Here is a 13,320-nt window from a genome sequence, read left to right on the forward strand (position 1 = left end):
GCAGGCCCGCGCGGTCCAACCCCGTCCCTGGGAGCAACTGCCATGACCGACATCCCCAAAACCGAGGACCCGATGGTCGCCGCCCTGCTGCGTGAGCGCGCGGGCTACGCCGGCCGCAAGGGCAAGGAGGACCGCGTCGCGGCGGTCGACGAGCAGTTGGCGCTGCGCGGCTACTCGCCCGACGGCGAGGCCGTCGCGCCGGCCGAGGGCGGCGACGAGGGCGCGGAGGCGCGCAGCACGCCGCCGAAGGGCCGCCAGACGCGCGGCACCGACAAGGCGTGACGTGGCCAACGAGTACGTCACCCTGGAGGAACTGAAGGGCCAGTTCCCCATCGAGTCCGACGATGCCACCCGGGACGCCGCGTTGAACCGTGCGCGGGCCTCCGCCTCGCGGGGAATCGACCGTGTCACCGGGCGCCGGTTCTGGCTCGACCCCGACCCGGTGCAGCGGGTGTTCAACCCGCGCGGCCGGATCGTCCGCCAGGGCGACGGGGACCTGTTCCTCGTCGACGACATCGGCAGTATCGCGGGCCTCGTCGTCGAGACGGGGGCCGGGGCATCGTGGTCGCCGGTGACCGGCTACGAGACCAGCCCGGACAACGCGCTCGCCGACGGCCGCCCCATCACGGGTCTGCTGCGGACGCTCGGCACCTGGGGCACGGCGACGACCCGCCTGCGCGTGACCGCCCGGTTCGGCTGGCCGTCCGTCCCGGACGACATCCACGAAGCGGCTCTGATCCAGGCCACCCGCCTGTTCAAGCGCAAGGACTCCCCGGAGGGCATCATCGGCAACGCCGAGTGGGGAGCGCGCAACCTCTCCCGCCGGGACCCGGACGTGTGGAACTTGATCGAGCCGTACATCATCCCCGGGTTCTGAAGGAGCACCCCATGCAGATCTCCGCTGTACGCGAAGCAATCGCCGAAGCGGCCCGCGCGGTCGAACTCCCCGCCGGCATCCCGAAGCTCACCTGCTCCGGCTACGTCCCCGACGCGGCCATCGCCCCACACTTCTTCATCGCGGGGTACGAGCAGGACTTCGACAAGGTCATGCATCGGGGCCTGGACGAAGTCGTCTTCACCACCCAGATCCTGGTGGGCCGCACTGACGACCAGGCGTCTCAGCGCCTCCTGGACTCGATGCTGTCGGGCTCCGGCCCCGCCTCCCTCAAGCAGGCGATCGAGGTGGCGCGCGGAGGCCCCGGCGAGTACGCGCTCGGTGGCCTCGCGCACGACCTGCACGTGATGCGCGTGCAGGGCTACCGCTGGTACGAGCACGCCGGGTCCACGTACGTCGGCGCCGAGCTGATGATCAAGGTCATCGGAGAAGGGGGCTGACGTGCGTATCCGCATGCTGGTCCAGATGCCCGAGGGCGCCGCCCGCAACGGCCAGCCCTGGCCCGCCGAGGGCGAAACCGCCGAGTTGCCGACGGCTGAGGCCGCGCACCTGATCGCCTCGGGGGTCGCCGAGGAAGCCGACGACGTCCAGGCGCCCGCCGAGCCGCGTGTCCGACGCCGCAAGACCGCCGAGGGCGAGGGGGAGCCGACGTGAGCAAGACGGTTCTGCTGAACGTGCGGACGTTCGCCGCCGGCGCCGACCTCACCAGCGCCTCGAACAAGATCGAGCTGAGTGCGGAGGTCGAGGACAAGGACGCGACCAACTACGCCTCGCAGGGCTGGAAGGAGATCCTCGGCGGCCTCGGCTCCGCCGAGCTCTCCGGTGAGGGGCAGTGGGAAGCGGGCGACCCGAGCCGGGTCGACGACGCGTCCTGGGCCCACCTCGGGACGGTCGTCCCCTGGTCGGTCAGCGCCAACAACGGCGCGGCCGTCGGGGATGTGGCCTATCTCCTCGCCGCGCTGCGCTCGGACTACAAGCTGTTCGACGCGGTCGGCGAGGTCGCCCCCTGGACCGGCACCGGCAAGAGCAGCTCGCCGCTGGTGCGCGGGCAGTTCGCGCATCCGCCCGGCCTCGCCCGTACGGCGACCGGCACGGGCACCGGGCTCCAGCTCGGCGCCGTCCCCGCCGGCCGCCGCCTGCACGCCGCCCTCCACGTCCTCTCGGCGGCCGGGACCACCCCGTCCCTCACCGCGCGCGTCGAGTCCGCGCCGGACAACACCTTCGCGGCGCCGACCACCCGCCTCACCTTCACCCCGGCGACCGCGTCCGGCGGGCAGATCCTCCGCACGGATGGGACCGCGATCACGGACACGTGGTGGCGGCTCGCGTGGACGATCACTGGCACCACGCCCAGCTTCTTGTTCGTCGGCACGCTCGGCATCGGCCGGTAGCCGCTCCTCCTCACCATCCATCCGGCCCTTTCCAGGGCCGCCCCTCACGCCCTGGAAAGGGGCCCTGTCATGCCCAAGATGGTCTTGCTCGCCCAGTACCTCAGCATCAACGGCACCGTCCTGAACACCTTCACCAAGAAGGCCGAGCTGTCGGTCGAGGTCGAGGACAAGGACGTCACCACCTACTCCAGCGCCGGGTGGAAGGAACTCCTCGGCGGCCTCAAGTCCGCGGAGCTGGCGTGCGAGTTCCTCCAGGACTTCGCCGTCGCGCAGCTCGACGCGACCATGTGGCCCCTGCTCGGGACCGTCGTCCCCTTCGAGGTCCGCGCCGACCAGGGCGCCGTCAGCACCACCAACCCCAAGTACACCGGGAACATCCTGATCAAGGGCTGGAACCCCATCGAAGGGTCGGTCGGGGACGAGGCCACCGTCGGCGTCTCCTACCCCACGTCCGGGGCCGTGACGAGGGCGACGACCTGATGGCCGGCGGGGGGCCGCCGTTCGCTCTCGGGATCGAGACGCACGAGGGCCTGGCCGCACTCACCCGGGCGATCCGCGCCGAGGAGGACGGCAAGCAGCTCCGCAAGGAACTCGCGCGGGACATGCGCGATGCACTCAAGCCCGGCGCCGCCGAAGCGAAGAGCAGCGTGATGTCGATCGCGTCGGCGGGCCTGCCCACATCCCCCGCGCTGCGGTCGTCTGTCGCGAAGAAGATCCGCCCCGAGGTGAAGTTGGGCGGGCGCTGGTCGGGGGCCCGGGTGAAGGCGTTCAAGACGCGCAACGTCCGCAACTTCCCCAACGCCCCCAAGCGGTTGAACAGGGCGGGCGGCTGGCGGCACCCGGTGTACGGGAACCGCGAGGTGTGGGTGCAGCAGCACGGCAAGGTCGACTGGTTCGACCGCGCCTTCGAGGGCCGTGAGGGCCAGTACAGGGCGGCCGTCGAGGCGGCCATGGAGAACATGGCCCGCCGCATCGCGCAGCGGGCCGGATAGGAGACAGGCGTGTTCCTGGTCTACACCCCCGAGGGAAGCAGCGAGCCGAAGCGGTGGCGCTACAACCCGCGCAAGATCATGAGCGTGGAGCGGGAGAACATCGAGCGGCTCACCGGCCGCAACTGGGCGGCGTTCACGAAGGAGGTCGTCGAGGGATCGTCGCTGTGCCGGCGTGCCCTGCTGTACACGCTCCTGAAGCGGGAGCACCCGCCGCTGAAGTTCGACGACGTCGACTTCGCCTGGGACGAACTGGAGCTGGCGTACTCCCGGGGCGAGCTGGTCCAGATGCGTGAGGCCGCCGCCGACAGCGCCCCGGCCGACATGCGGGCGGCGGTGCTGGCCCGGATCGACGAGCAGATCGCCGAGGCGTTCGACGACCCGGAGGAAGAGGGAAAAGCCCGTCCGCCGATCGCCGACTGAGGCAGCTCGGCAACGCCGCACACCTCCTGCACGTCCGGCCCTGGGAGTGGGAACGGCTCACGGCCGAGGAGACCGACGCTCTGCTGGGCTGGCTCGACGCCTACGAGGACGCCCACACCAGGGCAGCAGAACAACTAAACGCAAGGGGCCGCTAGCCCCCCGACCGTCAGGGGGCAGTGGTGGGCGACACGTCGCTGGTCTTCAACCTCGTCGCACGCGACCGCACCGCGCAGGGCCTGTCGAGCGCGCGGGAACGCTTCGACGCGGCGGCCACCGGGATCGGGGCGGGCGCGGGACTCGCACTCGGCGCGAGCCTGATGCAGAGCATCAGCATCGACCAGGCCAACAGCAAGCTCGCCGCCCAGCTCGGCCTCACCCAGGCCGAGTCGGAGCGGATCGGGAAGGTCGCCGGCGGCCTGTATGCGGACGCGTACGGCGACTCGATGGAACAGGTCAACACTGCCGTCGGGTCGGTCATGTCGTCCATCAAGGGCATGTCGAACGCCTCCAGCACCGACCTGGAGGGCGTCACCCAGAAAGCCCTGAACTTCGCGTCGACCTTCGACATCGAGGTCGACCGGGCGGTGCAGTCCGTCGGCACGCTCATCAACTCCGGCCTCGCGACCAACGCGACGCAGGCGTTCGACCTGATCACGGCCGCCTCGCAGAAGGTGCCCGCGTCCCTGCGCGAGGACGTCCTCGACGCCTCCGACGAGTACGCCCAGTTCTTCCGCACCCTCGGCTACGGCGGCGAGGAGGCGTTCTCAGTCCTGGTCGAGGCGTCCGCGAAGGGGACGTTCGGGATCGACAAAGCCGGGGACGCGATCAAGGAGTTCACGCTCCTGTCGACGGACATGTCGGCGAACTCCCAGGCCGCGTACAAGACGATCGGGCTGGACGCGCACACGATGGCGAACGCCATCCTCGCGGGCGGCACCTCGGCGCAGGGCGCCACACAGAAGATCATCGACGGCCTCCTCGGCATCAAGGACCCCGCGACCCAGGCGAACACCGCCATCGCGCTGTTCGGTACGCCGCTGGAGGACATGAACGTCCAGGACATCCCCGCCTTCCTCCAGTCCCTGAAAGGGGCGGGCGGGGCCATGGACGACTTCGCGGGCGCGTCGAAGCGCTCGGGGGACGCGCTGCGGGACAACGCAGGTACGGCGCTGGAGGAGTTCAAGCGCAAGGCCATGGGCCAGCTCACCGAGGTGACCGGCGCCTTCGTGGCGTTCGCGATGGACAACAAAGCCGTCGTCGAACCGCTCGCCTACGTGCTGGCGGGCCTGGCCGTGACGGTGCTCGTCGTCAAGGGCGCGATGATCGCCTACTCGGCGATCGCCTCCGTCGTCTCGGGCGCGCACGCCCTGATGACGTCCTCAACGTGGGGTGTGGTCGGCGGCTGGATCCGCATGAACGCGGTCGGCCTCGGCGTGTACGCGAGGATCGCGGCCGGGGCGGTCGTGTCCGGGGTGACGACCGCCGCCGCGTGGACCGGTTCGGCGCTCGTCTCGATCGGGACCTGGGCGCTCGCCGTACTCAGGGCGGGTGCCACGGCGGCCGTGCAGTTCGCCCTGATGGCAGCGCGGGCGATCGCCTGGGCGACGGTCATGGCCGCGCAGTGGCTGATCGCAATGGGCCCCATCGGCTGGATCATCCTCGGCGTCGCCGCCCTGGTCGCCGGGATCGTCGTCTACTGGGACCAGATCAAGTCCTTCACCCTCGCCGCCTGGACCTGGATCGTCGGCAAGCTGGTCTGGGCGAAGGACATGATGATCAGCGCCTTCCTCAACTTCACCCTCATCGGGCTGCTGATCCAGCACTGGTCATCGATCAAGAACACTGCCGTCTCGTGGTGGAACGCCACCGTGACATGGGTCAAGGGCGTGCCCGGCCGGATCTACAGCCTGTGGCTCAACTGGAGCCTGCCGGGGCTGATCGTCAAGCACTGGTCGTCGATCAAGACGGGCACCGTGAACAAGGCCACCGAGATGCTGAACTGGGTACGCGGCATCCCCGGCCGGATCACCTCCGCCCTCGGCAGCCTCGGCGGCCTGCTGAAGAACTCGGGCATGTCCCTGATCCAGGGCTTCATCAACGGCATCCTCTCCAAGATCTCGTCCGTGAAGAACGCCGCCTCCCGCGTCGTCTCCGCAGCCCGCGACTTCTTCCCCTTCTCCCCCGCGAAGGAAGGCCCGTTCGCCGGCCGCGGCTACACCCTCTACTCCGGCCGCGCCCTGATCGACGGCTTCCGTGCGGGCATCGACGACGGGCTCCCCGCCCTGCATGCCCAGCTCGACCAGATCGGCGGCACGAACGGGCTGGCCGCGCAGGCTGTCCAGGCCGCCCCGCTCACGGCCGGGATGGCGCCCGTCCTGGGCGCCGGCGCGGCGGGCGGCGTCGTCCGTGTCCTCTTCGACTTCAAGGGCGCCGAAGGGGACTTCACGCGCATGATCCGCAAGACCGTCCGGGTCGACGGCCGCGGCAACGTGCAGACCGCGTTCGGCCGGTAGGCCAGGAAGGAGACACCCCGGTGACATTCCCCATGGCCGTGCTGGACGTACGGATCGACCTGTTGGTGGGCGGGGTGTGGCAGGACGTCACCGCCGACGTCTACACCCGCACCCCGATGACCATCACGCGCGGGCGCCCCGACGAGGGCGCCCGCACCGACCCCGGCAAACTGTCCCTGACCTTCAACAACGGCCGCAGCAAGGTCAACCCGGCCGTGTCCGGCCGCTACAGTTCGGGCAACCCGCTCTCGGACCTGTACGGGAAGATCGGCCGCAACACGCCTGTACGCGTGCACGTGCCCGCCGCCTCGGCGCACCTGGCGCTCGACGGGGACCCGGCCGGGTACATGTCCACCCCGCACTCCGCCGCCCTCAACATCACCTCGGACATCGACGTACGGGTGGAGTGGGACGCGGACACGACCGACACCGCCCGCAACCAGCAGCTCATCGGCAAGTGGTCGAGCACCGCCACCGAGCGGGCCTGGGTCCTGCGCTACTGGCTGGGCTCGATCGAGTTCGGGTGGCGGGACTCCGGCGGCGCCACGCTGGGCGCGGTCATGCCCGCGGGCCTGTACGGGGGTGGCGCACTGCGCGCCACGCTCGATGTCGATGACGGCGCCGGCGGCCTGGCCGTGCGCTTCTACCAGGCCGACGCCCTCGCCGGGCCGTGGACGCAGATCTCGGTGACGACCGCCGCCGTCACGACGAGCATCCAGTCGACCAGCAGCAGCGACCTGCGGATCGGCCCCAGCGACCCGACCGTCACCCCGCCCCGCGTGCCGGTCATCGGGACCGTGACCCGCGCGCAGGTGAGGGCCGGGATCGACGGGACCCTCGTCGCCGACCTCGACGTCCGCGCCCTCGCCGACGGCGCGAGCGGCGTCACCGACAGCGTGGGCCGGGTATGGACCGTCAACGGCACCGCGAAGATCCGGAAGCGGGCGGACCGGTTCGTCGGCGAGATCTCGTCCTGGCCGCCCCGCTGGGACGTATCCGGCAACGACCGGTGGGTGTCCGTCGAGGCCGCCGGTGTCCTGCGCCGCTACGGCCGCCCCGGCTCCCCCCTCGACTCCACCCTCCGCCGCCGCATCCCCTCCGGAAACCCGCTCGCCTACTGGCCCATGGAGGAAGGCGCCCTCGCGACACAGGCGTACAGCCCGATCCCCGGCGTCGCCCCGATGAAGGTGACGGGCCTGACGTTCGCCTCGGCGGACACGCTGCCCGGGTCGTCGGCGCTGCCGGTCCTCGGGCAGTCCGCCTCGCTCCAGGCCAACGTGCCCTCCAGCAGCGCTACGGGCTGGCATGTCGAGATGGTGTACCGGCTGGACACACTGCCCGCCACGCTCCAGCAGATCGCCCGCGTCCGCGTCACCGGCGCCGGCATGGCCGCCGCCGTCGTCCTCGCCTCCTCCAGCGGCATCCGCATCGAGGTCCGCGACGCGGACGACGCCGTCACCGCCGGGTTCACCTTCACCACCGCCGACGCCATCGCGGCGTTCGCCGGGGTCTGGAACCGCCTCCAGATCTACACCAGCGTCTCGGGCGGCACCACGAACGTCCACGCCGCGTGGCGCAACATCCTCACCAACTCCTACTGGGTCGCCCAGACCTCCTACACCGGAACCCCCGGCCGACCCACCCAGATCATCGGCTCCTGGGGCAGCGCCTACCAGGGCATGGCGATCGGGCACCTCGCCGTATGGACCGGCGTCGCCGCCGGCCTCGCCTCCCCCTTCCGCGCCGCGATCACCACCTACGAGTCCGCGGACGACGGGTTCATCGGGGAGGCCGCAGGCCGGCGCATGGTGCGCCTGGCCGGGGAGGAGACCATCCCGCTGAGCGTGCGGGGGATCGTCGCCGAGCAGGAGGAGATGGGCGCCCAGCGCCCGCTCCAGATGCTGGAGGTGCTGGAGCAGGCCGCCGACACCGACGGCGGGATCCTCTCCGAACACCGGGGCCGCCTCGCCCTGCGTTACCGGGGCCGGGGCACCCTCTACAACCAGGCCCCTGCCGTGACCCTGCGCTACAGCACGGCCCGGGAGATCGCGCCCCCGCTGGAGCCGATCACCGACGACGCCGACACGACCAACGACGTCACCGTCACCCGCATCGACGGCAGCTCGGCGCGCGTCGTCCAGGACACCGGGCCCCTCTCGGTCACGGCGATCGGCCGCTACGACACCAGCGTCCAGCTCTCCCTCGCCACCGACGACCAGGCCGCGCCGATCGCGGGCTGGCGCCTGTACCTCGGCACCCAGGACACACCCCGCTACCCGGTCGTCCACGTCGACCTCGCCGCCGCCCCGCACCTCATCCCCGCCGTGCTGGGCATCGACCAGGGCGACGTCATCCGCCTCACCGGCCTGCCCGCCGACCTCCCGCCCGGCGACGTCGACCTCATCGTCCAGGGCTACACCGAGACCCTCGATCAGTACGCGTGGGACGCGTATTTCACCTGCACCCCCGCCGCGCCCTGGTCGTCGGTCGGCGCACTGGTCTACGACGAGAACTTCGAGGACACCACCTACGAGATCCCCTACACCAACGGCGGCAACCTGCCCTGGGTCCGCACGAACACCCAGGCGCACACCGGGTCCTGGTCCCTGCGATCCGGGGCGATCACCCACAACCAGATCTCGGACGCCATCGTCGCGGTTCCGGCCGGGATGACGGAGATGCGCGTCTGGTACTGGACGTCGTCCGAGGCGGCGGGCGCCGGGTTCCTCGGAGACCGGCTGATCATCCTCGTCGACGGCGTTCAGGTCCTCACCGCACAGGGCACGACCCCGTGGACGCAGGCCGTCATCAACGTCACCGGCAAGTCCGCCGTCACCTTCCGCTACGCCAAGGACAACAGCACCTCCACCGGATCGGACATGGCCGCGATCGACAACCTGTCCTTCACCGGGCCGCCGTGCCGGGTCGACGCCGACGGCAGCACCCTCGCCGCCGGCGTCTCCTCGACCGCGACCACCCTGTCCGTCGCCGGACCCCTGTGGATCACCAGCAGCGTCTACCCGCAGGAGTTCCCGTTCGACGCCCGCCTCGGCGGCGAGGTCGTGCGGGTCACCGCCGTCAGTGGCGCCTCCAGCCCGCAGACGTGGACCGTCGTCCGCAGCGTCAACGGCATCGTCAAAGCCCAGGTGGCGGGCGAGGCCGTAAGCCTGGCCGTCCCCGCGTACACCGCCCTGTAGGAGGTCTCCATGCCCTCGTGGCTTCCCGGGATGCGGATCACCGCCGACCGCATCACCGTCAGCTCCGCCCAGACCGAGGACACCACTCCCGGCCGCACCACCGCCTCCACCACCTACACCGACGCCAGCGGCGGCGCCTTCTCCGCCTCCGTCGTCGTCCCCATGTCGGGCACCGTGATGGTGTCCATCCGCTCCACCCAGCGCAACTCCGCCACCAACATCAACACGGTCACGAGCTGGCAAGGCGTGGGTTCCGTCTCCGGCACCGTCTACAGCCCCAACGACAACGCAGCGTTGATCTGGGCTGGCGGCGGAACAACCAACCTTTCCCTCGGCCTGCGCTACCGGCTGTCCGGTCTCGTGCCTGGGGAAACCATCACCGTCACCACGAAGCACCGCGTCAGCGGCGCCAGTACAGCGACCTTCGACCACCGCAGCATCCAGCTCGAAGGCGCCCCCGCCTGACCACACACCGCCCAATCCTCCGGCCCCGCGCCTTCCGGCCCGGGGCTTCTCTCTGCCTGGAGCCCACATGCAGCTCGTCACCCGTGCCCAACTGGGCTGGCCCGCATCAGCCGCACCTGTCCAGACCTCCACCAAGGGCGTCAAGGTCCACTACCTCGGCCAGAAGGTCTCCCCCGCGCTCGCCGCCGACCACACCAAGTGCCTCGCCCTGTGGCGCGCGATCCGCGCCAGCCACCTCGCCAACCCCAAGGAGAACTACAGCGACATCGCGTACAACCTCGGCGCCTGCCCCCACGGCTACCTCCTGGAAGGGCGCGGCATCGGGAAACGGACCGGCGCCAACGGCGACCAGCCGCTGAACCGCGCGCACTACGCGATCGTCGGCCTCGTCGGCGACGAGGGCCTCACCGAACCGACGGACCTCATGCTCGGCGCGATACGCGACGGCATCGAACTCCTCCGCCAGCACGGCGCCGGGAACGAGATCAAGGGCCACCGCGACGGCTACAACACCGACTGCCCCGGCGAACCCCTCTACTCCTGGGTGAAGAAGGGGGCGCCCCGCCCCGGCGGGCCGACCGGACCCACCCGCCCGGTCGTCGACCTGTCCCAGCTCGTGGCCGCAGCCCGCACCGACCCGCCGAAGAGCGGGACCCCGGTGTCGTACGCCGGGACCCGCACCGTCGAGGACGCCCTCGTGAAGGAAGGACTCCTCACCAAATCCCTCGCCGACGGCCACTTCGGCACCGCCACCGTCACCGCCTACGCCGCGTGGCAGCGCTCCCCGGCCGGCGGCGGCTTCACGGGCGCCGACGCCGACGGCATCCCTGGCATGACCTCCCTGAAGCTCCTCGCCGCCCGGCACGGCTTCACCGTCACCCTCTGAGAGAGGAACGATCCAGCATGAAGATCTCCAGCATCGCCAAGTCCATCGTCGGCGGACTGGCCGCCGGTTCCGCAGCAGCGGCCACCGCCGTACAGGACGGCACCCTCACCACCGGAGAGGGCGTCACCATCGTCCTCGCCATCCTCTCCGCCTGGGGCATCGTCTGGGCCGTGCCCAACCGGCAGTCCACGGGCGTCCGATGACGACCCCCGACCCGGGGGTGTACGTCAGCTCGGCGGAGATGTACCGGGAGTTGAGAGCCCTGGGGGACGGCGTGACCCGGGTCGAGACGAAACTCGACCACATCGGCCAGGGGCTCACGGAGCTCGGGAAGGACGTCGCGGATCACGAGACCCGCATCCGGAGTTTGGAGCGCGCCCGTTGGCCACTGCCCACGATCGGCGCCCTCGCGGGCGTGGCCGGCGCGGCGAGCGGGGCGTTCTCGCTTCTCGCACGATGATCGCGGCCCTCACTGCCTTCGGGCGGTGGGGGCCGCTTTCGTGCGTCCGGCCTGAGGTTGCCGACAGCGGCAAGATCACCGGGTCACCGCCAGGGGTGGGCGCCAGTGCCCACCCTTTGAGCCGCAGGGGTTCGGCCGGAGCGAAACCCTTCAGCTCGGCGTGGGCTGCTGCCCGTAGACGGCCACCCACCGGTCGCCGCGCATGACGATGTCCGCGGTCTCGACGGCGCGGCCGGTGGCCTGGTCGTAGTACGTGCGCTCGACCGCCAGGACCGGCCCCGGCGGCGTCATCCCGAGGGCCTGCGCTTCCTGCCGGGTCGCGGTCCGGGCGCGGACCTTCTCCAAGGGGTCGCCGACCTCGACGGAGATGACCCGCATCCGGGCGGCGACGCCGACGCCGGCGTACGGCCCGACCTCGGGCAGCGCGATCAGCGACGTCCCGGTGAGGTCGAGGGGTTCCCACGACTCGGCGAGCTGCACGGGCTGGTCGTCGGCGAGGTACACGTACGAGGTGTGCATGACCGCGGCCCCTGCCTCGATGCCCAGGCGTGCGGCGACGGTGTCCGTGGCGGGAGCTGTCGCGGACTCGTGCCGCCACGTTCCCACCGCACCCTGCTCGGCGACGCCCTCGGCGAACGGGCTGTCCTCGGAGCGGCGGCGGTGGCGACGGACGAGGAGGTCGGGGGTGTCGGTGGAGCGGACGTAGTGGCCGGCGCCGTGCCGGGAGACGACGAGGCCCTCGTCGACGAGGAGCTTGTACGCGGCAGTCGCGATGGAGTTGCTGCCGCCGTACTCGGCGGAGATCTCAGCGACGGACGGCAGGCGGGCGCCGGGCGGGAGTTCGCCGGATTCGATGCGGGCGCGGAGGTTGTCAGCGACTTGCAGGTACCGGGGCGTTTCGGCCGTCACCGTCCGCCTCCCTTCTATGTGACTTGCGTGACACAGTAGCCACCCTCTCGCTACTCTCGTACGAGAGTCAGTCTCTCGCATGAGAGCGGGGTTTTGTCGTGCCGATCAGCCTGCGCGCAGCCGCCTTGCGCACCGCCCTGGAGCGCGCCGCCGACGAACCCGCGCGCCTGCTCGCCACCCCGCACGGCATACGCGTGTACGTCACCGCCCCCACCGACCCGGCCGCCTGGGGCCGCACCATCGCCGCCCTCAACTCGGCCGACGGCTGGGGCAGCACCGACTCCTCCGGCCGGACCGAGGTCTGGGCCCAGATCGACGACGAGGTGAACCCGTGAACAGCCGGACCCGGCCTCAGATCTACGGCTACTGCTCCTGGCACAAGGCGTACGCCTACGGCGTGCGCGTCATCCACATCGCACGCCGAGGGCCGGGCGCCTTCGTCCTGTACGCGTGCGGCCACTGCCGCGACCTCTATGACCTCACCCCGCAGGCGGACCGGCCGTGAAGCACAAGCTCCCGGATGCCGCCACCCTCCCGCGCGACCGCTACTCGGGCTGGGCGTGCGTGTGGTGCGGCGTCCGCTTCCCGCCCCATGTCCTCGCCGTGTCCGCAGGCCGCGCCGAGGGCCGCATAGCCCGCATAGACCTCAGCACTGACGTGTACCAGTGCCCGCCCGGCTTCGGCTGCGCGATCAACGAACTCGAAGGAGACCAGTGAAGTCCATCCAGCCGCCCTCTTCCAAGCAGGCCGGTTCCCAGGAACCCCAGCCCGTCCCCAACCCCAATCCGGACTGCGCCCGGTGCAGCGAACTCGCCCAGGAGCGAGCCGAGGCCGCCAAGGCCCGCGACCTCTCGCGGGTGACGGACTGCAACGTCCGCATCCGCACCCACGACACCGGCCACAACGGCAACCCCTCTAACCACCGCTCCCCGGACTGACGCCGATCGGACCGGAGAGCGGGCCCCGCCCGCCCCACCCCCACGCTCCCCGACGGGCGGGCACTGCGGCCCCGGACGGCATCCCTCGACGCCGACCGGGGCCGCTTTCGCGTCTACCTTCGATTCGAAGGCGGCCCCATTTGGCCCCGAATCGGCCTACAAAACAGCAGGTCAGATGGGTTATCGGGGGATCACCTGAGTCCTCTTCGATGCGATCACCATAGAGGGGTTATAGAAGAGGTATGGGGTTCCCG

19 protein-coding genes are annotated in these 13,320 nt (G+C 70.9%); 18 read left to right on the forward strand and 1 reads right to left on the reverse strand.

The genetic code is table 11. The annotated features are described in order from the left end of the window. Positions 1-42 precede the first annotated feature (42 nt). From J8M50_RS48870 to J8M50_RS48935, 14 genes are all read left to right on the forward strand, one after another. The gene (locus J8M50_RS48870; RefSeq protein ID WP_010361156.1) at positions 43-282 is read left to right on the forward strand and encodes a hypothetical protein; all 240 of its coding nucleotides are present in this window, start codon (positions 43-45) and stop codon (positions 280-282) included. A gap of 1 nt (position 283) precedes the next feature. Further along, positions 284-877, forward strand: coding sequence for a hypothetical protein (locus J8M50_RS48875; protein WP_010361276.1), 594 nt, complete (start codon positions 284-286; stop codon positions 875-877). Between the two features lie 11 nt (positions 878-888). After that, a complete protein-coding gene (locus tag J8M50_RS48880) occupies positions 889-1,335 on the forward strand; it encodes a hypothetical protein (protein ID WP_010361277.1) in 447 nt (148 codons plus the stop codon). Between the two features lies 1 nt (position 1,336). Then, positions 1,337-1,549, forward strand: a complete 213-nt coding sequence (locus J8M50_RS48885) for a DUF7302 family protein (RefSeq protein WP_223786521.1) — start codon at positions 1,337-1,339, stop codon at positions 1,547-1,549. Beyond that, a complete protein-coding gene (locus tag J8M50_RS48890) occupies positions 1,546-2,286 on the forward strand; it encodes a hypothetical protein (RefSeq protein ID WP_223786522.1) in 741 nt (246 codons plus the stop codon). Before J8M50_RS48885 ends, J8M50_RS48890 begins: the two co-directional genes overlap by 4 nt. A gap of 69 nt (positions 2,287-2,355) precedes the next feature. Then, the gene (locus tag J8M50_RS48895; RefSeq protein WP_223786523.1) at positions 2,356-2,766 is read left to right on the forward strand and encodes a phage tail tube protein; all 411 of its coding nucleotides are present in this window, start codon (positions 2,356-2,358) and stop codon (positions 2,764-2,766) included. Beyond that, positions 2,766-3,278 carry a hypothetical protein gene (locus J8M50_RS48900; protein WP_223786524.1) on the forward strand — a complete coding sequence of 171 codons (513 nt, stop codon included), beginning with the start codon at positions 2,766-2,768 and terminating at the stop codon, positions 3,276-3,278. Before J8M50_RS48895 ends, J8M50_RS48900 begins: the two co-directional genes overlap by 1 nt. Before the next feature lie 9 nt (positions 3,279-3,287). Beyond that, complete coding sequence (locus tag J8M50_RS48905; RefSeq protein ID WP_055719257.1) at positions 3,288-3,698, forward strand: hypothetical protein; 411 nt, start codon at positions 3,288-3,290, stop codon at positions 3,696-3,698. 179 nt (positions 3,699-3,877) lie between these two features. Continuing rightward, positions 3,878-6,211 carry a phage tail tape measure protein gene (locus J8M50_RS48910; RefSeq protein ID WP_223786525.1) on the forward strand — a complete coding sequence of 778 codons (2,334 nt, stop codon included), beginning with the start codon at positions 3,878-3,880 and terminating at the stop codon, positions 6,209-6,211. A gap of 20 nt (positions 6,212-6,231) precedes the next feature. Next, a complete protein-coding gene (locus J8M50_RS48915; protein WP_223786526.1) occupies positions 6,232-9,408 on the forward strand; it encodes a hypothetical protein in 3,177 nt (1,058 codons plus the stop codon). 9 nt (positions 9,409-9,417) lie between these two features. Beyond that, positions 9,418-9,873, forward strand: coding sequence for a hypothetical protein (locus J8M50_RS48920; RefSeq protein ID WP_223786527.1), 456 nt, complete (start codon positions 9,418-9,420; stop codon positions 9,871-9,873). A gap of 67 nt (positions 9,874-9,940) precedes the next feature. Beyond that, entirely contained in the window at positions 9,941-10,759 is an 819-nt protein-coding gene (locus tag J8M50_RS48925; RefSeq protein WP_223786528.1) for an N-acetylmuramoyl-L-alanine amidase, read from the forward strand. A gap of 17 nt (positions 10,760-10,776) precedes the next feature. Next, positions 10,777-10,962, forward strand: a complete 186-nt coding sequence (locus J8M50_RS48930; RefSeq protein WP_075693852.1) for a hypothetical protein — start codon at positions 10,777-10,779, stop codon at positions 10,960-10,962. Then, on the forward strand, positions 10,959-11,219 hold the full coding sequence (locus J8M50_RS48935) for a hypothetical protein (protein ID WP_010361040.1): 261 nt from the start codon (positions 10,959-10,961) through the stop codon (positions 11,217-11,219). The genes J8M50_RS48930 and J8M50_RS48935 overlap by 4 nt, the downstream gene beginning before the upstream one ends. A 150-nt stretch (positions 11,220-11,369) precedes the next feature. Here the strand turns inward: J8M50_RS48935 and J8M50_RS48940 are convergent, their stop codons facing one another. Continuing rightward, positions 11,370-12,128, reverse strand: a complete 759-nt coding sequence (locus J8M50_RS48940) for a GntR family transcriptional regulator (protein WP_223786529.1) — start codon at positions 12,126-12,128, stop codon at positions 11,370-11,372. A 98-nt stretch (positions 12,129-12,226) separates the two neighbouring features. Here J8M50_RS48940 and J8M50_RS48945 point away from each other — a divergent pair, with 98 nt between their 5' ends. Genes J8M50_RS48945 through J8M50_RS48960 form a run of 4 tightly spaced genes read left to right on the forward strand, consistent with a single transcriptional unit; the run spans position 12,227 to position 13,066 of the window. Continuing rightward, on the forward strand, positions 12,227-12,463 hold the full coding sequence (locus tag J8M50_RS48945; protein ID WP_075693850.1) for a hypothetical protein: 237 nt from the start codon (positions 12,227-12,229) through the stop codon (positions 12,461-12,463). Next, positions 12,460-12,633 carry a hypothetical protein gene (locus tag J8M50_RS48950; protein WP_223786530.1) on the forward strand — a complete coding sequence of 58 codons (174 nt, stop codon included), beginning with the start codon at positions 12,460-12,462 and terminating at the stop codon, positions 12,631-12,633. Before J8M50_RS48945 ends, J8M50_RS48950 begins: the two co-directional genes overlap by 4 nt. Further along, positions 12,630-12,845 carry a hypothetical protein gene (locus J8M50_RS48955; RefSeq protein WP_223786531.1) on the forward strand — a complete coding sequence of 72 codons (216 nt, stop codon included), beginning with the start codon at positions 12,630-12,632 and terminating at the stop codon, positions 12,843-12,845. The genes J8M50_RS48950 and J8M50_RS48955 overlap by 4 nt, the downstream gene beginning before the upstream one ends. Then, a complete protein-coding gene (locus J8M50_RS48960) occupies positions 12,842-13,066 on the forward strand; it encodes a hypothetical protein (protein WP_223786532.1) in 225 nt (74 codons plus the stop codon). The genes J8M50_RS48955 and J8M50_RS48960 overlap by 4 nt, the downstream gene beginning before the upstream one ends. The last annotated feature ends 254 nt before the right edge of the window (positions 13,067-13,320 follow it).

It is taken from the genome of Streptomyces acidiscabies (genome assembly GCF_020010905.1).
Lineage (GTDB): Bacteria > Actinomycetota > Actinomycetes > Streptomycetales > Streptomycetaceae > Streptomyces > Streptomyces acidiscabies.

Excerpts from the sequence above, each read along its gene's own strand:
- J8M50_RS48870 (WP_010361156.1), top strand. The coding sequence starts at position 43 with ATGACCGACATCCCCAAAACCGAGGACCCGATGGTCGCCGCCCTGCTG.
- J8M50_RS48880 (WP_010361277.1), top strand. The coding sequence starts at position 889 with ATGCAGATCTCCGCTGTACGCGAAGCAATCGCCGAAGCGGCCCGCGCG.
- J8M50_RS48895 (WP_223786523.1), top strand. The coding sequence starts at position 2,356 with ATGCCCAAGATGGTCTTGCTCGCCCAGTACCTCAGCATCAACGGCACC.
- J8M50_RS48900 (WP_223786524.1), top strand. The coding sequence starts at position 2,766 with ATGGCCGGCGGGGGGCCGCCGTTCGCTCTCGGGATCGAGACGCACGAG.
- J8M50_RS48920 (WP_223786527.1), top strand. The coding sequence starts at position 9,418 with ATGCCCTCGTGGCTTCCCGGGATGCGGATCACCGCCGACCGCATCACC.
- J8M50_RS48925 (WP_223786528.1), top strand. The coding sequence starts at position 9,941 with ATGCAGCTCGTCACCCGTGCCCAACTGGGCTGGCCCGCATCAGCCGCA.
- J8M50_RS48930 (WP_075693852.1), top strand. The coding sequence starts at position 10,777 with ATGAAGATCTCCAGCATCGCCAAGTCCATCGTCGGCGGACTGGCCGCC.
- J8M50_RS48935 (WP_010361040.1), top strand. The coding sequence starts at position 10,959 with ATGACGACCCCCGACCCGGGGGTGTACGTCAGCTCGGCGGAGATGTAC.